Annotated in this window: 20 protein-coding genes; 17 read left to right on the top strand and 3 right to left on the bottom strand. The window is 36.4% G+C overall.

All coding sequences use genetic code 11. The annotated features are described in order from the left end of the window. The first annotated feature begins 47 nt into the window (after window positions 1–47). The 11 genes from ACQV2R_RS00245 to selA all read left to right on the top strand — a co-directional run bounded on the left by ACQV2R_RS00245 (window position 48) and on the right by selA (window position 13,170). The gene (locus ACQV2R_RS00245) at window positions 48–281 is read left to right on the top strand and encodes a glutaredoxin family protein (RefSeq protein ID WP_428872800.1); all 234 of its coding nucleotides are present in this window, start codon (window positions 48–50) and stop codon (window positions 279–281) included. Then, a complete protein-coding gene (nrdI, locus tag ACQV2R_RS00240) occupies window positions 275–643 on the top strand; it encodes a class Ib ribonucleoside-diphosphate reductase assembly flavoprotein NrdI (RefSeq protein ID WP_428872801.1) in 369 nt (122 codons plus the stop codon). Before ACQV2R_RS00245 ends, nrdI begins: the two co-directional genes overlap by 7 nt. Further along, a complete protein-coding gene (gene nrdE / locus ACQV2R_RS00235) occupies window positions 636–2,831 on the top strand; it encodes a class 1b ribonucleoside-diphosphate reductase subunit alpha (protein ID WP_428872802.1) in 2,196 nt (731 codons plus the stop codon). The genes nrdI and nrdE overlap by 8 nt, the downstream gene beginning before the upstream one ends. Window positions 2,832–2,840: 9 nt before the next feature. Continuing rightward, window positions 2,841–3,836: a class 1b ribonucleoside-diphosphate reductase subunit beta gene (nrdF, locus tag ACQV2R_RS00230; RefSeq protein ID WP_428872803.1), complete on the top strand. Its 996-nt coding sequence runs from the start codon at window positions 2,841–2,843 to the stop codon at window positions 3,834–3,836. Window positions 3,837–3,854: 18 nt separating this feature from the next. Then, a complete protein-coding gene (gene nrdD / locus ACQV2R_RS00225; protein ID WP_428874627.1) occupies window positions 3,855–6,020 on the top strand; it encodes an anaerobic ribonucleoside-triphosphate reductase in 2,166 nt (721 codons plus the stop codon). Further along, window positions 6,020–6,592: an anaerobic ribonucleoside-triphosphate reductase activating protein gene (gene nrdG / locus ACQV2R_RS00220; protein WP_428891682.1), complete on the top strand. Its 573-nt coding sequence runs from the start codon at window positions 6,020–6,022 to the stop codon at window positions 6,590–6,592. The genes nrdD and nrdG overlap by 1 nt, the downstream gene beginning before the upstream one ends. Before the next feature lie 1,209 nt (window positions 6,593–7,801). After that, entirely contained in the window at window positions 7,802–8,308 is a 507-nt protein-coding gene (locus ACQV2R_RS00215; RefSeq protein WP_428872807.1) for a hypothetical protein, read from the top strand. Between the two features lie 198 nt (window positions 8,309–8,506). Next, on the top strand, window positions 8,507–9,484 hold the full coding sequence (gene selD / locus ACQV2R_RS00210) for a selenide, water dikinase SelD (protein WP_428873009.1): 978 nt from the start codon (window positions 8,507–8,509) through the stop codon (window positions 9,482–9,484). Window positions 9,485–9,506: 22 nt separating this feature from the next. Beyond that, a complete protein-coding gene (gene yedF / locus ACQV2R_RS00205) occupies window positions 9,507–9,845 on the top strand; it encodes a sulfurtransferase-like selenium metabolism protein YedF (RefSeq protein ID WP_428872808.1) in 339 nt (112 codons plus the stop codon). Between the two features lie 26 nt (window positions 9,846–9,871). Beyond that, a complete protein-coding gene (selB, locus tag ACQV2R_RS00200) occupies window positions 9,872–11,785 on the top strand; it encodes a selenocysteine-specific translation elongation factor (protein WP_428891651.1) in 1,914 nt (637 codons plus the stop codon). Then, on the top strand, window positions 11,785–13,170 hold the full coding sequence (gene selA, locus ACQV2R_RS00195) for an L-seryl-tRNA(Sec) selenium transferase (protein ID WP_428872810.1): 1,386 nt from the start codon (window positions 11,785–11,787) through the stop codon (window positions 13,168–13,170). Before selB ends, selA begins: the two co-directional genes overlap by 1 nt. A gap of 204 nt (window positions 13,171–13,374) precedes the next feature. Here the strand turns inward: selA and ACQV2R_RS00190 are convergent, their stop codons facing one another. Beyond that, on the bottom strand, window positions 13,375–14,619 hold the full coding sequence (locus tag ACQV2R_RS00190) for a glycosyltransferase family 4 protein (protein WP_428872811.1): 1,245 nt from the start codon (window positions 14,617–14,619) through the stop codon (window positions 13,375–13,377). Window positions 14,620–14,882: 263 nt separating this feature from the next. Here ACQV2R_RS00190 and grdA point away from each other — a divergent pair, with 263 nt between their 5' ends. The 3 genes from grdA to grdD all read left to right on the top strand — a co-directional run bounded on the left by grdA (window position 14,883) and on the right by grdD (window position 18,222). After that, window positions 14,883–15,356, top strand: coding sequence for a glycine/sarcosine/betaine reductase complex selenoprotein A (gene grdA, locus ACQV2R_RS00185; RefSeq protein WP_258435592.1), 474 nt, complete (start codon window positions 14,883–14,885; stop codon window positions 15,354–15,356). Window positions 15,357–15,504: 148 nt separating this feature from the next. Then, window positions 15,505–17,052, top strand: a complete 1,548-nt coding sequence (gene grdC, locus ACQV2R_RS00180) for a glycine/sarcosine/betaine reductase complex component C subunit beta (RefSeq protein WP_428875758.1) — start codon at window positions 15,505–15,507, stop codon at window positions 17,050–17,052. 15 nt (window positions 17,053–17,067) lie between these two features. Continuing rightward, the gene (gene grdD, locus ACQV2R_RS00175; protein WP_428874629.1) at window positions 17,068–18,222 is read left to right on the top strand and encodes a glycine/sarcosine/betaine reductase complex component C subunit alpha; all 1,155 of its coding nucleotides are present in this window, start codon (window positions 17,068–17,070) and stop codon (window positions 18,220–18,222) included. 684 nt (window positions 18,223–18,906) lie between these two features. On the opposite strand, the gene ACQV2R_RS00170 is transcribed toward grdD, so the two are convergent. After that, entirely contained in the window at window positions 18,907–19,437 is a 531-nt protein-coding gene (locus tag ACQV2R_RS00170; RefSeq protein ID WP_428881684.1) for a hypothetical protein, read from the bottom strand. A gap of 106 nt (window positions 19,438–19,543) precedes the next feature. Beyond that, window positions 19,544–19,771, bottom strand: coding sequence for a DUF3343 domain-containing protein (locus ACQV2R_RS00165; protein WP_428872815.1), 228 nt, complete (start codon window positions 19,769–19,771; stop codon window positions 19,544–19,546). Window positions 19,772–19,975: 204 nt separating this feature from the next. Between ACQV2R_RS00165 and ACQV2R_RS00160 the strand changes: the two genes are divergently transcribed. The 3 genes from ACQV2R_RS00160 (at window position 19,976) to ACQV2R_RS00150 (ending at window position 22,512) form a co-directional block, all read left to right on the top strand. Then, the gene (locus tag ACQV2R_RS00160; protein WP_428891650.1) at window positions 19,976–20,491 is read left to right on the top strand and encodes an SGNH/GDSL hydrolase family protein; all 516 of its coding nucleotides are present in this window, start codon (window positions 19,976–19,978) and stop codon (window positions 20,489–20,491) included. A 299-nt stretch (window positions 20,492–20,790) separates the two neighbouring features. Next, a complete protein-coding gene (locus tag ACQV2R_RS00155; RefSeq protein WP_428872818.1) occupies window positions 20,791–21,189 on the top strand; it encodes a GrdX family protein in 399 nt (132 codons plus the stop codon). 36 nt (window positions 21,190–21,225) lie between these two features. Then, window positions 21,226–22,512: a glycine/sarcosine/betaine reductase component B subunit gene (locus tag ACQV2R_RS00150; RefSeq protein WP_428872819.1), complete on the top strand. Its 1,287-nt coding sequence runs from the start codon at window positions 21,226–21,228 to the stop codon at window positions 22,510–22,512. Window positions 22,513–22,526 lie beyond the last annotated feature (14 nt).

Genomic DNA, 22,526 nt, shown 5'->3' with positions numbered 1-22,526 from the left:
GCTTTCCTGGGAAGGGAAAGCCGTTTTTTGTCGAGGAGGAGCATTTTATGGAAAAAATCACATTATATAGTAAAACGGGTTGCGGACAGTGCGTTTTCTTAAAAAGATATTTAGATAGCAAAGGTCTTAACTATTTAGAAAAAAATGTCGAAGACGAAAGTTACTTAGAAGAAGTAAGAGAACTCAATTGTCAGAGTTTGCCAGTTGTTCTCATCGGGCAATCAGCTCCTGTTGTTGGTTTCCAACCGGATGTAATTGAGAGGCTACTCAGTCAATGTTAGCGATTGTCTTTATTAGCTTAACAGGTCAAACCCGTCGTTTTGTTGAAAAACTATCAGCTGATTACCAATTAGAATTGGACGATCTTACATGTGACATGATAGTCAATCAGCCCTATTTATTGATTGTTCCCACTTATCAAGAAGTGGTAAGAGACTTAGTGGATGATTTTTTTGAAAATGAAGTTAATCGACAAAATTGTCGCGGAGTAGTAGGTGGTGGTAATTTGAATTTCGCCCAATTATTTTGTTTTACTGCTAAAGACATTAGTCGTGACTATCAAATTCCTTTAATTCATAAGTTTGAATTCCAAGGAAACGAGTCAGATGTTTCATATATTAAGGAGGTAATGCTGAATGACTGAGAGACAATCATTAAAGAAAAAAAGCTATTTCCAATGGAATAATCAATTGAATATACCGGAAGATGGAGCTATTCCTCTTTATAAAGATCAAAAGGCATTGGAAGCTTATTACCAAGAAGAAATTGAAGCCAATAGTCCAAAGTTTGCGTCTTTAGAGGATCGCTTAAATTATTTATTGGAGAATGATTACTTAGAAGAAGACCTCATCAATAAATATTTAGAAGCTGATGTAAATGATAAAGATCCTTATGCTTTTATCAAGAAACTATATGACTTCTTACAAGCTAAGAATTTTAACTTTAAATCTTTTATGGCTGCTTACAAATTTTTCAATCAATATGCTTTAAAATCAAATGATGGTCGTCAATATCTGGAAGGGTTCATAGATCGAGTGGCTATGAATGCCTTGTATTTAGCAGATGGAGACCGACAATTGGCTATGGCTATTGCTGAAGAATTAATTTCGCAACGCTATCAACCCGCTACACCTACTTTCTTAAATGCAGGTAAAAAGCGTCGAGGTGAAATGGTGTCATGCTTCTTGTTAGATGTTGATGATTCCATGCTGTCGATTGGTCGAGCCATTAACTCAGCTTTGCAACTTTCAAGAAAAGGAGGCGGAGTTGGCGTTAATTTGTCTAATATTCGAGCAGCGGGCGACCCTATTAAAGCGATTGAAAATGCTTCTTCAGGTGTCGTTCCTGTCATGAAATTGTTAGAAGACTCGTTTTCTTATTCCAATCAGTTAGGGCAGAGGAATGGGGCAGGTGTAGTTTACCTAAATGTTTTCCATCCAGATATCTTAGCTTTCTTATCGTGTAAAAAAGAAAATGCCGATGAAAAAATCCGTGTCAAAACTCTCTCTCTAGGAATTGTAGTGCCTGATAAATTTTATGAGTTGGTAAAAAACAATCAACCAATGTATCTTTTTAGCCCTTATGACATCGAAAAAGAGTACGGTCTCCCTTTTTCATACTTTGATATAAGTGAGAATTATCAAGCTTTAGTAGATAATCCAAGAATCCGTAAAAAGAAAATTCAAGCGCGTGAGTTAGAAACAGAAATTTCTAAATTACAGCAAGAATCCGGCTATCCCTACATCATTAATATCGATACAGTTAATCGAGCGAATCCAGTCCATGGAAAAATCATTATGTCCAACCTCTGTTCAGAGATTTTTCAAGTTCAAGAACCTTCACTCTTAAACGATGATTTATCTTATCAAAGATTAGGTAGCGATATTTCCTGTAACTTAGCTTCCACTAACATGGAAAAAATGTTGACCAGTCCTGATTTTGGTAAGTCAGTAGAAGTGGCTGTGCGAGCTTTAACCACCGTTTCTGATAAAACTAAAATTGCCGAAGTGCCAACGGTTCAAAATGGTAATGATCTTTATCATACTATTGGCTTAGGAGCGATGGGCTTTCACACTCTCTTAGCAAAAAATAAAATCACTTATGGGTCTAAAGCATCTATCGAAATTATTGAAGCGTATTTTATGGCTCTCAACTACTATAGCTTGCTTGCATCTAATAAATTAGCAAAAGAAAAAGGGCAGACATTCCACAAGTTTGAGCAATCAAAATATGCAGACGGGTCTTATTTTGCTCCTTATATTGAGGAAGCTTTTAAATTTGAAGAAATGGCAGCGGCTGAACTTTTCAAAGCTGTAAAATTACCCACTCCTAAAGATTGGCAAGATCTAGCAGCTAAGGTTAAAGTAGATGGTCTTTATCATCGTAATCGTTTAGCTGTTGCACCGAATGGGTCAATCTCTTACCTTAATGAAACTTCTGCTTCCTTACACCCGATTACTCATCGAATGGAATTAAGGCAAGAACAGAAAAATGGGGCCATTTATTATCCAGCTCCAGGACTTTCAAATGAAACGCTGCCCTATTATCAAACAGCTTACGAGATGGATCAAAGAAAAATTATAGATGTTTATGCCGCCGCTCAAAAGCATATTGACCAGGGAATGTCTTTGACTTTATTTATGCTATCAGAGATTCCAGCAGGTCTTTATGAGTGGAAAAAAGCAGGGCTTAATCAAATGACTACACGTGATTTGAATATTTTACGTCACTATGCCTTCTCTAAAGGGATTAAGTCACTTTACTATGTCCGAACACATAGTCTGGATGGTGAGATTGTTGGAGCTAATCAATGTGAGTCATGTATGATTTAGGAGGAAATTATGACCAATTATTTACATTATCAAGCTATTGATTGGAATCGTATTGAAGACATAGTAGATAAAATGACTTGGGAAAAATTAACTTCTCAGTTCTGGCTAGATACGCGTATTCCAGTTTCAAACGATTTGAAAGATTGGCGTTCACTGACTGAGGTTGAAAAAGATGTGGTCAATAAAGCTTTTGTGGGATTGACTCTTTTAGATACTTTGCAATCAGAAGAAGGCGCAAATGTCATGCGAAATGATATTCGCTCCCCTCACGAAGAGGCAGTGCTGAATAATATTTTATTTATGGAATCAGTCCATGCCAAATCTTATTCGACTATTTTTATTTCTTTAAACGATTCAGCTACCATTGATGAAATCTTCGAGTGGGGGAATAATCATCCCTCCTTGCAGTACAAGGCTAAAGTAATTGAAGATGTTTATCTTTTACCTTCTGGAAAAGAGAGTAAAGAACAAATAATTAACGGCCTCAAGAAAAAAATAGCCAGTGTTTTTCTAGAATCCTTTCTCTTTTATAGTGGTTTTTATACCCCTTTGTACTATTTAGGAAATAATAAACTAGCCAATGTGGCTGAAATTATCAAGCTAATTATTCGTGATGAGTCGGTTCATGGAACCTATCTAGGCTACAAATTTCAATTAGGTTATCAAGAATTAAGTGATCAAGAACAAGCTCAACTTAAAGAATGGGCCTATAATTTAGTGTTTGATCTCTATATGAATGAAACCCAATATACTCAGGAGGTATATACAGAGATTGGTTGGGTAGAAGAAGTAGATTGCTTTGTTAAATATAATGCCAATAAGGCATTACAAAATCTAGGCTTTGAAGCAGTATTTGATGGAGCGAGTGCGCAAGATATTAATCCAATAGTCTATAACGGTCTGTCGACAGAAACAACTAATCATGATTTTTTCTCTCAAGTAGGTTCCGGTTATTTAATGGGCCGAGTAGAAGCAATGGAGGACGAAGATTACCAGTATTTATAAAGGAGTGACGATAAGACAATGGTTCAAACTGCAACATTAAAACAAGAACAATCGAGTAAAGTTAGAATTAAAATAAATAAAAGAGACGGCAGTATTGAAAAGTTTATTAGGGGGAAACTAAAAGCCTCACTAAAAAAAGCGTTAGATACCAAAGACCATGTTTTAATTGAAGGTATATGTAATGAAATAGAAAGACAAGTTGTTCACTTGATGAACAGTTCTGACATCAAGCAATCGGTTATTGAGCAATTAAACAAGCGAGGATTGGAAACAGCCGCAAATAAATATGTCGCTTTTGCTGAAACTAAATTAGCAGACTATCAATCGCAGATGCGGTTACAGGACCGTATGGATCAACTGATTAAACGCGATCCGACTTTAGTCAATGAAAATGCCAATAAGGATAGTCGTGTTTTTAACACCTTGAGAGACCTTACCTGTGGGGTTACGGCCAAAGCCATTGGCTTGAATATGCTGCCCGAGCAAGTAGCTAATGGACATTTGAAGGGGAACATACATTTTCATGATCTAGATTATTCGCCCTATAGTCCAATGACTAATTGCTGCTTGATTGATATTGAGACTATGCTGAAGCACGGTTTTCATATAGGGAATGCAGAAGTGGAAAGTCCGCGATCTATCAATACAGCTACAGCACAAATTGCTCAAATTATTGCCAATGTTTCTTCTTGTCAATACGGGGGATGCTCGATTGATCGAATTGATGAGGTGCTGGCTCCTTATGCGGATTTAAATTTTAAGAAGAATCTTAGCTTAGCTAAAGAATTGACGGATGATCCTCAACAGGCTGAGAATTTTGCTAAGAATAAAACGCAAAAAGATATATATGATGCCATGCAGAGTTTGGAGTATGAAATCAATACACTTTATTCATCAAATGGTCAAACACCATTTACTACACTTGGATTTGGTTTAGGAACATCTTGGTATGCACGCGAAATTCAAAAAGCTATATTGAAAATTCGTTTGAATGGTTTAGGTAAAGAACACCGTACAGCTATTTTTCCTAAATTAGTTTTCAGCTTACGCAAGGGAACTAATCTTTTAATGAAAGATCCCAATTATGACATTAAACAATTAGCCCTCAAGTGCGCTTGTAATCGGATGTATCCAGATGTTCTAATGTATGATAAGATCAAGGAACTAACTGGAAGCTTTAAAGTGCCAATGGGATGCCGATCATTTCTTCAAGGTTGGCAAGATGAAAAAGGAAAAGAAGTAAATAGTGGACGAATGAATTTAGGGGTAGTCACCTTAAATCTTCCCCGTATCGCTATGGAGTCGGATCATTCCTTCGATAATTTTTGGGAATTGTTGCATGATCGCCTGGAAGTTGTCGGTCGAGCTCTTGTGTATCGAGCAGAGCGAGTCAAACAAGCTAAGACGGAGAATGCTCCAATTCTATACCGTGAAGGAGCTTTTGGTCATTATCTGAAAGCTGATGAGAATGTTGACCAATTATTTAAAAATAAGCGCGCCACCATATCTTTAGGTTATATTGGTCTGTATGAGATTACGGCTTATTTCTTTGGTTCTAATTGGGAGCAGAATGACGCGGCTAAAACTTTTTCATTGAAAGTAATCCAAGAACTTAAAAAGAAGGCCGATCAATTAGCTCAGCAATACGATTATCATTTCTCTGTTTATTCGACTCCGAGTGAGTCCTTGACGGATCGCTTCTGCCGTTTAGATCGAGCTAAATTTGGTGCTATTAAGGATTTGACAGACAAGGATTATTACACTAATTCTTTTCATTATGATGTGCGTAAAAGTCCAAATCCTTTTGAAAAAATTGATTTCGAAAAGGACTATGCTCCATATACTTCAGGAGGTTTTATTCATTATTGTGAATATCCCAATTTACGTCAAAATCCTAAGGCCTTAGAAGCAGTTTGGGATTATGCCTATGACAAAATTGGGTATTTAGGGACCAACACCCCTATCGATCATTGCTATGAATGTGGCTTCCAAGGAGAATTTAATCCTACAGAAAAAGGTTTTGCTTGTCCGCAATGTGACAATCGTAATCCTGAAACTTGTGATGTAGTGAAGAGAACCTGTGGTTACCTCGGTAATCCGAATATAAGACCGATGGTCAAAGGACGTCATAAGGAGATTCAATCCCGTCAAAAACATTTAACCGAAAGAATGTGTGACCAGTGATTGAAAATTTCAAAAATCCTAAACCAAAAGAATGGCTAGCCCAAGATTATTGTTTAGGAAAGATAGCAGACTATAAACCTTTTAATTTTGTGGATGGGGAAGGAGTACGTAATAGTCTTTATGTCAGCGGCTGCCTCTTTAATTGTAAGGGTTGTTTTAATCGTCGGGTCCAAAACTTCAATTATGGTGTGCCTTATACTAAAGAACTTGAAAATCAGATTATTGAAGATTTAGCCCATGATTATGTTCAAGGTTTAACCTTATTGGGTGGCGAACCCTTTCTTTCTACACCAATTCTAATTCCCTTAGTCAAAAAAGTGCGATCTATTTATGGAGACCGTAAAGACATTTGGTCTTGGTCGGGTTATTATTGGGAAGAGCTATTAAAAGATTCCTCTGATAAACTAGAACTCTTGTCATTAGTGGATATGCTTGTCGACGGTCGCTTTGATAATGACAAAAAAGACCTCAGTTTGCAATTTAGAGGAAGTAGTAATCAAAGGATTATTGATGTTCAACAATCTTTACGGCAAGGGCAAGTGTCCTTATGGCACCAAGGTTCTTATCATTAAAAATTGTTATTATAATTTATTAAACAATTAAGAGGCTGGACCAAAAGCCTTAAAAACAGTGGCGAATCATCAAATATGAGATTCGCCACTGTTTTTGTGGTTTAAAGAATAAAAATAGTGACCAGCAAGCATTAAAGGGGTGGGAAGTTCGTAAATAATGAACTGATTGGGTGAGTTTTATAGCCATTAAGAAGAGACCCAGGTTATTTATTGTCTTTTTTCTCCTCCAAGCTGTTCGCATACTAGAATTACACCCTTCTTGCGATCGAATACTCTCTCAACAACAATCTTAGGTTGAGCATAAGCGCAAGGAATACTTATCAGCACCGGCGCATACAGCTTTGTGCCGTCAAGAAATAAAACTTTAACTTGGAAGAGATGATTGTCTTTTAAAGCGAAAGAACAAACTGATTAAAGACGCTTCACGATCCTTAGGAAGACCAAAGTCTAAATTAAGTAGAAGATTGTACTCAGTCAGCTTCTCATTTTCATACATAACAGAAGCTTTTTAAGAGTTAAAGATCGTCAGAACAAGTAATTGATCTCAATGATAAAGGGTGGCTTACCAGTAGGTATTTTTGGAATGGGTGAACCATTAATTTATGCAATAAGATGACCTTTAGGATGACCATTTATTCTAACGTGTATCTGTGGTGAAGGTGCAGTAATTGGCGCACTGGCTAATACTGGTGAGACAGCCATCGGGTCAAGTAGTGGGACTTTAATACCATTAAGTGCAGATGTTCATTCTTTACCAGCCGTTTTAGCCGCAATAAAAAGCATCAAAAACTTTACTACAAGCTAAATCGACGACTGTTTCACCTAATTGAGGTTTAGCTTTCTCATGAGGATTGGCGAAACCTAACCTTATATTTGATTCCTCCGGTGCAAAAGCTATATTTTCAACAGATTATCCAATAGTCCGTCTTAATTTATTATTATCTAGCTGTGTTTTTATTTTTCTATAACAATCTCATGATAAAAGTCAGCGGCTGACTTTTTGATACGATTAGCAAGCATTTTTAGTAGGTGCTTATTTGATATCGGACTAGCTCCTTTTAAATAAAGTCTTTTTTATTATAAATCTAAATAAATAAAAAATCACATCTTTTGTTTATAAGTGAAAAGATGAGGCCAACCCCTTTGCAAAATGTAAAATTTGTGATATTGTGAACCTATACACATAACTAACTATATGGAGGTTTAATTATGAACGCAATTTTAGGTAAATTTGTTGAAGATGGATTATTTAACGAGAAAGTAGCAAACGCAATTGAAGAGGCTTTTGCAGAAAAATCTTCAGTAATTATTGCTGGACACCGCTCAACTGGATCTCGCCCTTTGATGGCTAACATCATGCAATTAGCTAAGAAAACGCATGATTCTGTTCAAGTTCGTAAAGCTGAAGACTTAGAAAAAGAAGGCGACTACTATTTAATCTTTGGAGCGCCAGCTGATCAAGTTGAAGATTTAGTTGCAGCAGCATTGAAAAAAGGTAAAGCAATCGTTACATTAAAAGAACCTGAAACACCAATCTCTATCATGAAGGTTATGAAATCAGTTCTCAAAGAAACTGAAGGCTTTGATCATAAAGCTTTACAAGTTTCACTTCGTAAAGATGGTGTAGGAGCAGACGCAACACCTTTCACTGACCGTGTAGACTTATACTATGTTAATGAAAAAGGTCGTGTTAAATCTGAAAAAGTTGAGTTCTAATCAAAATTTTAACTTAGCAGCACAAGTCAGACTTGTGCTGCTTTTATTATGAAAACTAATAAATCCAAGTTTTTGATTACTGAAAACAATAATTAAAAAGGCTATAATAGGACTATCATAAAAGGAAGTGGGGAGATATAAATGATAGATAAAGAAAAAATGAATGAATTAGAAATATGTGGTGGATGAAACGCTAAAATTGGACCAGGCAGTTTGTCTGAAATTTTAGAAGGATTACCCAAGCAATTTGATGGTAATTTACTAGTAGGTTATGATTCTAGTGATGATGCAGCAGTTTACCAAGTTTCACCGGATGTTGCAGTTATTCAAACAACTGATTTCTTCCCTTCAATGGTCAAAGATCCATATGTTTTTGGTCAAATATCAGCAACCAATGCTTTATCGGATGTTTATTCAATGGGAGGAAAAGTGATTACGGCACTCAACATAGTAGCTTATCCTGATGACAGTCAACCGCTCGAAAATTTAGCTGAAATTCTACGTGGGGGAGCTGAAAAAGTCTTAGAAGCTGGAGGAGTTCTAGCGGGAGGACATACGATTCGTCAATCCACACCGCTATATGGTTTAGCAGTAGCAGGAGTTGTGCATCCTGATAAAATAATTACCAACAATGGTGCAAAAGCTGGCGATGCTATCATTGCGACTAAAAAATTGGGAGTAGGCATTGTAACCACTGCACATAACAAAGGATTAATTGATGAAAAGGCTTTTGATGAAGCAATTGAATTAATGACAACTTTGAATAAGTATGCAGCTGAAGTCATGTTGGATTATCAAGCTACCGCATGTACAGATATAACTGGCTTTGGCATTTTAGGTCATTTGATGGAGATGTGTGATGAGCAGTTGACGGCAGAAATATTTGCCGATAAAATACCAATTATTGAAGGTGCCTACCAAGCAGCTAAAGAACATTTAACCACTGGTGGTGCCAAACGTAACCGCGCTCATTATGCTAAGAATATTGATTTTCAAATTGAGGATTCAACCATGGAGGAAGTGCTATTTGATCCACAGACCTCAGGAGGCTTATTAATAACAGTTCCTGAAGATCAGCTAGAAGCAATTTTAGTGGCTTATAAAGAAAAATCCATTCAAGCCGCTCATATTGGTTATATGGTTGAAAAAAAAGACAAGGCAATTGTGGTAAAATAAGTGAAGTTTAGGAGGAAATAATTTGACTGATTACATTGTAGTTATTGCAAGTGACAAACTAGGAGAAGGTAATAATGATCTAGGTCGTACACTAATTAAATCGTTTATTAGTGTATTAGCTCAAGAAGAAGAACTACCAAAAGAAATTTTATTATACAATGGTGGAGTAACCTTAGCAGCAGAAGGTGCTGACACCGTCGAAGATTTACAAACGCTCCTTGACAAAGGGGTTGCAGTTAAAGCTTGTGGGACTTGTGTTTCGTTCTACGAATTAAAAGACAAGCTTGCGGTCGGTGAAGAAACCAATATGCGCTATATTCTTGAACAATTAAGATCTTATGACCGAGTTGTAAGACCCTAGTTAGTTGATAAGAAAGGAATTACTTAATGAAAAATGTCGTTTTAGGAACGGCAGGCCATATTGATCATGGAAAGACCACGCTCATCAAAGCCTTAACAGGTATCGAAACAGATACTTCTAAGGAAGAGAAGCAGCGTGGCCTTTCTATCAATTTAGGCTTTGCTTATATTGATTTAAATAATGGGGAACGAGTTGGTATAGTAGATGTTCCCGGACACGAAAAGTTCATCAAAAACATGTTAGCAGGTGCGGCCGGTATTGATCTAGTAATGCTAGTGATTGATGTGAACGAAGGCATAATGCCGCAAACTAAAGAACATGTTTCTGTCCTTAACTTGTTAGGTATTAAAGATTTCATCATTGTCTTAACAAAGGTAGCGGATGCAGATGAAGAGCTTAAACTACTAGTTTACGAAGATATTCGTGAACAATTTGAAGGAACGCCATTGGAAGACGCACCTATCGTTGAAACGGACGCTATTTCAGGCATTGGTATTGAAAAAGTAAAGGCCTTACTGGCTGAAAAGGTTGAGAAGATTCAACGGGATAATGAATCCTTACCGGCACGCTTAAATGTTGATCGCGCTTTTTCTGTTAAAGGATTTGGGACTGTCGTAACAGGCACTCTAATTGATGGTTCTATTCGAGTAGGTGACGATTTAACGATTTATCCATCTGGCATACCAACTCGGATCCGTACAATTCAAATTCACGAACAAGATCAAGAAGAGGCGCATGCTGGCAATCGGACCGCTATCAACTTAACCAAGGTCGACCTTGATCAAATTGGTCGTGGCGATGTCCTAAGTGCAGCGCCTTTAGAGTCTTCATATATGTTGGACACCAAGGTGCAATGTCTTAAAGATGCCAGCCAACCGATGGAACTTTGGGATAGAGTACATGTGCATATTGGAACGCGTGAAGTTATTGGTAGACTTGTACCCTTAGGCGTTGAAAAAGTTCAACCGGGACAGACAGCTTTTATGCAAATACGTTTAGAAGAACAAATTGCTGTAAAGAAAGGCGATCGTTTTATTTTAAGAAATTATTCACCTGTAATTACAATCGGAGGGGGCGAGGTTCTCGATCCTACCCCTAAGAAACATAAACGTTACAATCAAGATGTCATTGAGTCATTAGAAGTACTAGAATCAGGCACTATGTCAGATGTGTTATTGGATTTCTTATCCCATCGTTCTGCCGGCTTTACATCCATTAAAGAAATGGCTGACTATCTGAATGAAGAAATGCGTACAATTGAAGAATATGTGAAAGAGATGGTCGAAGCCGGCGACTTAATGAAATTTGGCCAGTTCTATATGGCCCGAGTTTCATTTGATGCCATTCAAAAAGAAATGGAAGAAACATTATCAGAATTTCACCAGGTGAATAATATGATTGCTGGTATGTCCTTAGAAGAATTCCGTTCACGCTTTAATAAAATTGCACCTAAGGAGCTGAATGCAATCATTCAAACCATAGTTGGTCAGGGCCACTTTGTAATTGAGGGCGATTTAATTCGCTTAGTTGACCACTCGATTGCTATTACGCCAGCTCAAGCGAAAGCAAGAAAAGCTATTGAAGCAAAATTAGCTGAAACCCCTTTCGCACCGCCACTTTTTGAAGAAGTGGTTGGTAAAGATAAAAACATGCGAGAAGTTTATAGGTTGATGCGTAAACAAAATGAATTTTACCGTTTGGATAAGCAAACTGAGATTCACGTTTCTTACTATAATGAAGCGCTCAAAAGGTTGAGAGATTTCCTTAAAGAACATGATACAATTGCCTTGGCAGATTTTAGAAACCTTTTAGGAACTAGTCGTAAATACACTCTCTTACTGTTAGAGGATTTCGATAAGCGTGGGATAACCATAAGAAATGAGGATGTACGTGTAATGAACCCTAAATATCTGCAAAAGATTGAGGAGGCTTTCATTTAATGAAACATTTATTATCATCACTACCAAAAGTTGATAGAGTTCTACAAGATGAACGTATTAGAAAATGGACCGAAAAATTAGATCCAGCTTATGTTAAAGAAAGTATTCAAAAACAAATTGACTTTATCAGGCAAGGTGTCTTAAGTGGGGAGATTACTGAGGCTAGTTCATTAGAGTTTGAAAGTGTGATAAAACATATTGAAGAAGCTTTAGCTAAAAGACTGAATCCCTCTCTTAAACCAGTAATTAATGCCACCGGAACAGTTTTACATACCAATTTAGGACGGGCGCCTTTATCTCAAACAGTTATTGATGCTCTTGTTGATTTAGGGCCCAATTACTCCAACTTAGAGTATGATTTAGAAGAGGGCAGACGTGGCTCTAGATACACTCACTTAAAAGATGTATTGAAACAAATAACAGGTGCAGAGGATGCGTTAGTAGTTAATAATAATGCTGCAGCAGTACTTTTAATGCTTTCAGCCCTAACAGAAGCTAAAGAAGTGGTTATATCTCGTGGTGAGTTGGTTGAAATTGGCGGCTCATTTAGGATACCTGATGTGATAACCCGTGGAGGAGCCCTGCTCCATGAAGTAGGATCTACTAACAAAACACACCTTAGTGATTATAAAGCTGCTATCAATGAAGAGACCGGAGCTTTGTTAAGAGTCCATACATCCAATTATCATTTAGTTGGCTTTACTGAAAAAGTGGATGATCAAGAACTAGTAGACTTGGCTCATGAACACAGTCTTCTTGCATTAAACGATTTAGGTTCAGGCCTATTTATGGATATGCAAACATTTGGTCTGCCTTATGAACCAACGGTTCAAGAAGCCATTCAAGCGGGATACGATGTAGTAACTTTCTCTGGCGATAAGTTACTAGGTGGGCCGCAAGCAGGGGTTATAGTTGGTAAAAAAGAATTGTTAGATAAGATGCGTGCCCACCCATTAACTCGTGCTTTACGAACTGACAAGCTAACGCTTGCAGCCTTGGAAGTGACCATGCGACAATATTTAAATCCAGAACTGGCCTTTAGCAAAATACCAGTCTTACAAATGATTAGCCAAGATCGTGAACAATTACTTAAAAAGGCTCAAAAATTCCAACAAGCCATTGGGGAATTAGCCGGTTCTTGGCAAGTAGATTTGATAGAAGGACAATCGCAAGTAGGGGGAGGATCATACCCTGGATCAACACTATCAACCATCTTGGTTCAAGTCGACCACCGAAAGTTGTCGGCAAGTCAAATTGAATCTTACCTAAGGAGTCAAGATAAGCCAGTTATAGCACGTGTTCAGCAAAATCATGTACAATTTGATGTTCGCACACTTTCTTTAGCAGACATGGAGCAAATCATTAGTTATTTAAAACAATTGTAAATAAAAGAATAAGGTTTAAGATTGAAGACCAAGAGGCGACAACATAAATTACGCCAACACCCAGTAAAAATCCGTCCCCGCTGTGGTAACAGTGTTAGGGACGGATTTTTGTCATGTATAATAAAAAGAAAACGGGTGATTTCCATGACGTCAGTCAATGCAGACAGTAAACATTTGAAGGGTTTTTGCCTGCAGTCTTAAAGTTTATGCTTTATCTTTTTCTTTAAATAAGAAGTTTATGCAATGATATTGTTTATCTATTAAACGTTCCCATGAGTATTGCATTATTAAATCATATATATGAGGATCGATGGCTTGTTGCGACTGTAATCGATTTATTTGTAAAATAATAGATTGACTTAAGTTTGCAATAAATTCTGGGATATCTTCTTGATGTGCTTTATCTTGGTCAACAATGCGTGGAAGCGGAACATATTCAATCCATTGAGATTGGTTAATCTCATCAGCTAAGAAATTCTTTAAAGGGGCTAATTCAGAAACTACTGTACGCAAACCACAAGCCATGGCTTCTAAACAAATAGTTGCTAAACCTTCATAATATGATGGCAGAATAAAAATATCAGATTTTTTCATCCAACTGGCTAATTCTAATTGAGGAAGTGCTGAAAGAAAGTGAATATCTTCTATTCCATAAGAAGAGACAATTGTTTTTAATTCTTTAATTTCACTAGGATCGCCGTTACCAATTAGTAACAGTTGGCTTTGAGGAAAAGATTTTTTGACTTTTTCAAAAGCTAGAACTAATTCAAAGACACCCTTAGAACGAGTGATTTTACCAGCATAGATTAAATTTATTGAAGACTGCTTAGACTTTCGTGAACCTTCTAGATTAAAAATGGCAGAATTAAAACCATTGCCGGTAACTATAATTTTTTCAGCATCAATTTGAAACTCCTCGATTAAATTGTCACGATCATCTTGAGTTAAAGAAAAAATCAAAGCCAGCCGGTTCATATTACCCAAATAGCGTGTTTTTAAATGAGGGTGGCGTCTAGCTTGCCGAATATCCGTCCCATGACTGATACCAATCACCGGAATTTCAGGAAAAGTATCTAGCACCAAAGAAGTTAAGTACCAAAGATGATGGGTTAAGATAATATCCGGTTGAAATTCTTCTTTTGCTTGCATTAATCTTTTAATAAAAGCTTGTTGCCATTGTTCAGTCTGCTGATCTGTTAATTGAGAATAAATAGAATTTTGATAAGGCATCACATCTGACATACCGACAATTGAGAAGGGGAGTTCATTGGATTGGAAATGAACAGGGTAACAATTATCTGTTTGCAATAATTCTTTAAAAGGGGGTTGAGTGGCGTAGATAATGCCATTATCTATGCCTTTATCTTTTAAGCCCGTGATTAAATTTTGAAAATAAATGCCAGAACCTGTTTGAGCAGGTAGCTGGGCTAAAACATGTAAGACCTTCATGGAAAAACCTCCTAAATCTGTCATTATTATAGCTTAAAATTGATACACATGCTTATTAAAAAATTATTTATTATAAATTTAAATAAATGCTTAAAGCTTGCTGTTAAAGTGTTTTTGGAGGGTGGATTTAGTGAATAATGAATAAAACGTAATCGTTTATAAATTGGTTTGACAAATATGAAAGCTAGGGTTATACTACAGTCATAGTAGTGATATATTGTTGTTGCGAACATTTTATTTCGAATATCTTAGGAGGTAACATTATGTCAATGGATAATAAAAAATTATTGATCATTGGAGACCGTGACGGTATTCCAGGACAAGCAATCGAAGCTAGTTTAGAAGGTAAACCAGTTGAGATTTTAATGTCATCAACAGAGTGCTTCGTTTGAACGGCTGCAGGAGCCATGGATTTGGAAAACCAACGTCGTATTAAAGAAGCTGCTGAAAAACACGGTGCAGAAAATCTTGTTGTAATCTTAGGTGGGGCTGAAGCAGAATCTGCTGGTCTAGCAGCTGAAACAGTTACCAACGGAGACCCAACTTATGCGGGTGCTTTAACAAACACACCTCTAGGTTTAGCTGTATACCATGCAACTGAACCTGAGTTCAAAGAATACGCTGATCCAGACATTTACGATGAACAAATCGGTATGATGGAAATGGTATTAGATGTTGATTCAATCGCTGAAGAAATGAAATCAATTCGCGATCAATTTTCTAAATATTCAGTATAATTTTTAAAAATTATATCTAAAAGGAGGGCCAGTAAAAGCAGTTTGCTTATGCTGGCTTTTTTATTCAGAGAGTTCTAAAGACTTGCTTTTTTAACAGATATGTGAAATAATATACAATATAAACTAACCATAAAAAAGGAGAATGCAAATGACTCTTCCAGTATTGAAAGGTGCAGCTTATACTCTAGCACATACACCTAATATGTTAATTCATAATGGTACGACTCAAACCACTGAGCGCATCACTACTCCAGATTCTGAATATCTTAAGAATCTAGATAAACATTTACGTAGTTACGAAGAGGTTCTAACAGACCCTAATAACCAAACGTATATTAATAATATGCATTATTCTGAATTGAAAAAAATTGAAGAACCACGTTTCAAAACTAAAGCTGAAGGTGGACGTTACTCAAAACGTGGCGAAATTATGCCAGAGATTGAATTTTACGGACTACTTTCAATCGTAGACGTATTTGACTTAGTATATCTTGAAGAAGGATTTGCTGCTAAGGTAAAAGAAGTTATGGCAGAAAATGAAATCTTTAAAGATGATGTGGACAAGATTAAAAACACCGAATCGGCTGAATGGTTACAAAAACATATCGATGAGTATGAAGCTGAGGGACTATATTATGAAGGTGAATTAGTCGGCGTGGTTTCACGTGCCCACGATATTGACCCTAACTTAAATGCTCATATCATGCTAGAAAACTTAGTTAACAAAGCTTCAGGTGTTTTATCTTTACGCCACTTATTACGAGATACTGAAGATATCAATGCTGAAGACATTGAATATGTGATTGAGGCATCAGAAGAAGCAATCGGCGACATGAACCAGCGTGGTGGGGGTAACATGGCTAAAGCTATTGCAGAGCTTTGCGGTCTAAAAAATGCTTCAGGATCTGACTTACGTGCTTTCTGTGGGGCACCAACACATGCCTTGATCAGTGCAGCTTCATTAGTAAGAGCTGGAACATATAAAGCAGTAGCGGTTGTTGCCGGAGGTTCTACTGCTAAATTAGGTATGAATGGTAAATCTCATTATGAAAAAGATATGCCATTATTAGAGGATTCAGTAGCTGGTGTGGCCTACTTAATTTCTCAAAACGATGGAAAGAGCCCAGTGATCCGTACAGATGTTACTGGACGTCATACTGTTTCATCTGGTTCTTCACCTCAAGCGGTTATGACTGCTTTGGTAGGAGATCCTTTAGATAAAGCAGGCTTAACTATTCCAGATGTTGATATTTTCTCAGTTGAAATGCAAAACCCAGATATTACTAAATCTGCTGGTGCTGGAGATGTGCCAACTGCTAACCTTAAGATGATTGGTGCGGTAGGAGTATTACGTAAAGAATTAGAACGTGCTGATTTAGCTAACTTTGTTGCAGAAAAAGGAATTCCTGGTTGGGCACCAACTCAAGGTCATATTCCTTCAGGAGCTCCTTACCTAGGATTCGCTTATGACGATATGACAAGTGATTCAGGTATTAATCGGGCAATGATCGTTGGTAAGGGTTCATTATTCTTAGGACGTATGACTAACTTATTTGACGGGGTATCAATAATTATTGAACGTAACTCAGGAGAAGTTGAAACAGCTGTTGACGGCGACTTGAAAGAAGTTGTTAAAGCAGAAGTTGCTAAGGCGTTACGCCAATTTGCTGAAAACTTTTCATCAGAAGAAGAATAGAGGTGAGCAATACGCATGTCTAACCAAGTGAATCAAGCAATTAAAGATGTTATAAACGAATTAGCTCATACGTTAGAGAGCGGTCAAGTTGGACCATCTATTAAGATTGGTCTAACCATCAATGGCTCTGAACTAGGGTTTGATGTTATGCGTGAAGCAGCTGCTCTGGCAAAATCAGAAGGTCTATTTGAAGTCGTTCTGATTGGTGAAAAATTAGACTGGACTGAAGAATACGAACATTATGAAGCTAATGATGAATCAGCGGTTGAAGAAACGCTTGAAAAATTATTAAATGATGGAACTATTCATGGGGCAGTAACACTTCACCATACATTCCCGATTGGTGTATCAACTGTAGGCCGTGTAATTTCACCTGCTTTAGGGCGTGAAATGTTCATTGCTACAACTACTGGTACTACAGCTACTGTCCGTACAGAAGCAATGGTCTTAAACGCTATTAATGGTATCGCAGTGGCTAAAGCCAAAGGAATTCAAAACCCAACAGTTGGAATTGTGAACGTTGACGGAGCTAATACTGTTGAACGTGCTTTAAGACAATTACAAGAAAAAGGCTATGATATTACATTTGGCGAGTCTGCTCGTTCAGATGGTGGCGTAGTTTTACGTGGTAATGACTTGTTATTGGGTTCTGCAGACGTAATGGTTTGTGATTCTTTAACAGGTAATATCTTAATGAAACTATTCGGATCATACACTTCAGGTGGTACTTACGAAACAACTGGATTCGGATATGGTCCAGGTGTTGGAGATGGATACGACCATATTATTAATATCGTATCACGTGCTTCAGGAGCACCTGTTATTGCCAATGCATTAAAATATGCTTTCCAAATGGCTAAAGGTAAATTAACGACTGTAGCTAAGCAAGAATATGAATCTGCTAAAAAAGCAGGTCTTAAGGATGTTCGTGAAGGACTTCAACCTAAGGCTACTGTAGCTGAGGAAGAAATTAAAGCACCAGCTAAAGAAGTAGTTACAGCTCAAATTAACGGAATTGATGTATTAGACCTTGAAGATGCTGTTAAAGCATTATGGAAAGAAGGTATTTACGCTGAATCAGGGATGGGATGTTCAGGTCCTATCGTAATGATTAGTGGCGCAAATGCTAAGAAAGCCAATGAAATTGTTAAAGAAAAAGGTTATATGTAAACACTTTACATAAGTAATTAAAACGGGACTGAGCAAAAAGTCCTAAAAACAGTGGCGAATCATTAAACATGAGATTCGCCACTGTTTTTGTCGTTTAATGAATAAGAATAGTGAATACCAAGCCCAAAATGTCGGGAAGTTTGTAAATAATGGGGTGATTGTGTGAGATTCATAGTCATTGTAAGGAGACTCCGGTCATTTTTTATCCCTTTTCTCCCTTGAGCTTTATTCTTCGCACAATAAAATTGCGACCAAATACTATCTCAGCATCAAACTAGGATTGAGCGTAAATGTTAGGAATGCTAATCAGCATCGGCTTCTAGCTTCGTGCCATCAGTAAATAAACTTTATCTTGGAAGAGATGGTGGTCATTTAAGACGAAAGTACCGACTGATTAATGGCGCTTCCTGATCCATAGGAATATCAAAGTTTAAATGAAGTAGAATAATATATTTAGCTACGGTTTAATTTTTATCCATAAAAGCCCCTTTTTATCGGCATCCTAGCTGTTAATTACTATTATGTATAGTATGCAAGAATTATTATTTTAATCAAAACAGCAAAAATCAGCGAGCCTAAGCACTCTGGCTCGCTGATTTTTATGTTGTATTGAGGACTTTTAGCCCAGTCTCCCAGACTGAAGCCAGGGTCTCGATTAAGTTATCCTCAAATGAGGTTTAAGCTTTATTCGAGTAATTCTTTAAGTTTTTCTTCTAAATAGTCCTTAAGCTTTTTACCTTCTATGAGTACCGTTTCGAAATCTGTGAAATCAATACCAAGTTTGAAGAAATTAATTGTCAGTGTATCACCATCAATTTGATCCACGATGTCGTATGCAGGAACAAAATTAATTTTTATTTCTTCATACTTTGTGTCTCCTGAAAAAGTTTCTTTCATTTCATCGACATTTAAAGTTTTAACAGTAGGGAGGGTGAGTTCGACATTTCCAGGATCATCAGCAAAGAATTTGTTGGATTGATAGAATTCTAATTCTTTTTTAGTTGCTTCATTGACTGGTTCATAGTTAATAACGGCCGATAAAACTTTTCTTACTGAGTTTGAATCGAATCCCTCAGTATAGATAACTTCCATTTCTGGACGATTGGCTATATCTAAAAAGTAAGAATCGGTTAATTTTTCACGACGAGCAGCTGTTTGCCAAAAGAAGTCCATTAATTCGATGGTTTCAAAATTAATTTTAATCGTTTTTAACATGTTCATTCTCCTTAATTAACAATTTACACCCATAATTATAACAGATATAAGAACTGAATAAATAGCTGATACTAGAAAATAGATATACTTTGTAAAAAATCTGAAGCTATAAGATTTCTACTTGTTTCAAATTTATATTATTTTTTTCAGCAACCGTTAGTAACACTTCCTTTAAATGAGGTTCAGATCTCCAAGACATTCCACAACCTGCTGAAAGTTCTCGAGGAATCATAACCAGACGACCTTTAATATTAGCGGCTTTAAATTGTGCTTCAGCAGCTATGGCATCAGTTGTAGAATCAAATGTTAAATACAAATATTTATTTTTAGTCATATTAAACCTTCTTTCTAAAACAATAAGATAGCTTAATGTTTCTAACTGATATTAATTATAATGGATAATTATTTATAATTCTAACAATTTAAGTTAAATAATACTAATAAATCCATAAACATGTGATCTTGTTCACAAAATTATAATGATGTTATAATAAGATTATATGAATCGGTAACTTAGGAAATTCAAAATGGAGGAAATATGAAAAAGCTTATATTTTTAGGGCATTCTATTCTCTCATTTTATAAGAAAGAAAGTATGGGAGACTGGAAGATTATTAACGTATCTCAACAAGGTATTATTGCTAAAGAGGGCCTGCAGATGGCTAAAAAAATTGCTAATGAATTAGTTGAAAGTGATGCAGTTCTTATTATGTTTGGAATTAATGAACTTTATTATCAAATGAAAAAAGAGTCTATTATTACCTATTTGACACAATTATTAGTTTTTATTAGTGAATTGAACCCTAAAATAAGAATAGTCCTTTCTGAAATTATTCAAACCGATGAAACCGAAAGGCTAAAACCAGAAAAAATCACTTGGGTAAATCAAGAACTTAGAAAACTATCAAAAAGATTTCAAATAAAATTATTAACATGGGAACGAGTTTATGACTCAAACGGTAAGATTTCGGATAGATATACTATTGATGGTATCCATTTAACGAAAGAAGGCTATGCAATTTTTGAAGATAACTTACTCCAATTGTTAAATTAGAGTCTAAATCACTCACATTTTACAAGTTATCTATTCCAATATATTGTTCACTAATCTAATAAATTTTTTTAAACTTGTTAGAGTTTTAGGTGATTTTTATATTGATTTTATAAACAGAACACATTTGGAAAATATACTTTATTGGGGAATTTTGTTGTAAATTTTTTTTGTTTTTGTTATAATGTTCACAAGAACTAAGGAGAGTGCGGCCAAGTTTTGGCTTTGTTCTTAACATTTAGAAAAGTCCGATGTAATCGTTCTTAGTTAAATGGCAAGCACTGGCGTCTAGAGGTGAAACCATGAAAATCATATCGAATAATCCAAAAGTGAATGAAACTATCGACCAATGTCCAATCATTTTTATTGATGGGGACTATGGTGATGTTCTTTATGAGACTAAAAAGCTCGTTATTAATGAACATTATGTGTTGTTGACTCATCCACTGAGTGGTTCAATCAAACCGAACGAAACTTTCTACAAATCAATAATTATCACTACTACTAAACAATCACAAATCGATCTAGAAAGTCTCGAGATAATTGAACAAGCCATCGCAGTTTATGAAAAATTCATCAAGGACCGAGCAACTCCAAATTGGCTAGATTCAGTCTTGGAGGATTTTGCCACGATCGATTTAGATTTAATGGAGAGTACCCTTCAGCGTATTCATTTTTCACCAGAATTACGCTTTAACTAACTCCTGAATTTAGAAAATAACAATAGAGGTGATTGAATGAAACTTGAATTAGGTAAAATTCAAATTAACGATGTAAAACTTGCAGATTCATCTAAAGTAGAAGGCAATGTTTTATACATCAATGAAGAAGAAATTAAAAATATCGTTTTAGAAGACGATCATATTGCTAATGTTTCAATCGAAATTGCAAAACCTGGTGAGTCAGTACGTATTACACCTATTAAAGATGTTATTGAGCCACGTGGTAAAGTAGATTCAACATCAGAAGTTTTCCCAGGTGTAGTCAGCAAAGTTGATCGCGTTGGGGAAGGCCGTACTCATGTATTAAAAGGTTGTGCGGTCGCTACAGTTGGTAAAATTGTAGGATTTCAAGAAGGTATTGTTGATATGCAAGGGCCTGGTGCTGAATTAACACCATTCTCCCAATTAATCAACATCTGTTTAGTGGTTGAGCCAGCTGAAGGTGTAAAAACATACGCTTATGAGCAAGCAGTTCGTGAAGCTGGATTGAAAGTTGCTAAGCATTTAGGAACATTAGCTGCAGCAACAGAAGCAGACGAAGTGGTAACTTATGAAACAAAACCACTATTGGAACAAATTTCAGAATATCCTGATCTTCCAAAAGTTGGTTATGTATACATGTTACAAACTCAAGGGTTATTACATGATACTTATGTTTATGGAACTGATGCTAAGCATATTGTTCCTTCAATTTTATATCCTACAGAAGTAATGGATGGAGCAGTTATTTCTGGTAACTGTGTGTCTGCATGTGATAAGAATACTACTTACCACCACTTAAACAATCCGATCATTGAGGATCTTTATGAGCGTCATGGTAAAGATATCAACTTTATGGGAGTTATCATCACAAACGAAGCTGTATATTTAAATGATAAGAAACGTTCATCTGATTGGACATCTAAATTATGTTCATTCCTAGGTTTAGATGGTGTAATTGTTTCTCAAGAAGGATTCGGTAACCCTGATACTGACTTGATCATGAATACTAAGAAGATTGAAGCTGAAGGCGTTAAAACAGTAATTGTTACTGATGAGTACGCTGGACGCGATGGAGCTTCTCAAGGATTAGCAGACGCTGATAAATCTGCAAACGCAGTTGTAACAGGTGGAAATGCCAATGAAGTAGTTGTTTTACCTCCAATGGATAAAGTTATCGGAACATTAGATTATGTTGATACAATTGCCGGCGGATTTGACGGAAGCTTACGTGAAAATGGCGAAATTGAAGTTGAAATTCAAGCAATTACTGGTGCTACAAACGAATTAGGCTTCAACAAACGCACAGCTCGTGGCGTATAATTATTAAATAAGGA

Source organism: Facklamia sp. P12937 (assembly GCF_050409505.1).
In the GTDB taxonomy this organism is placed as follows: domain Bacteria; phylum Bacillota; class Bacilli; order Lactobacillales; family Aerococcaceae; genus Facklamia.
This window is presented reverse-complemented; position numbering and strand designations above follow the sequence as displayed.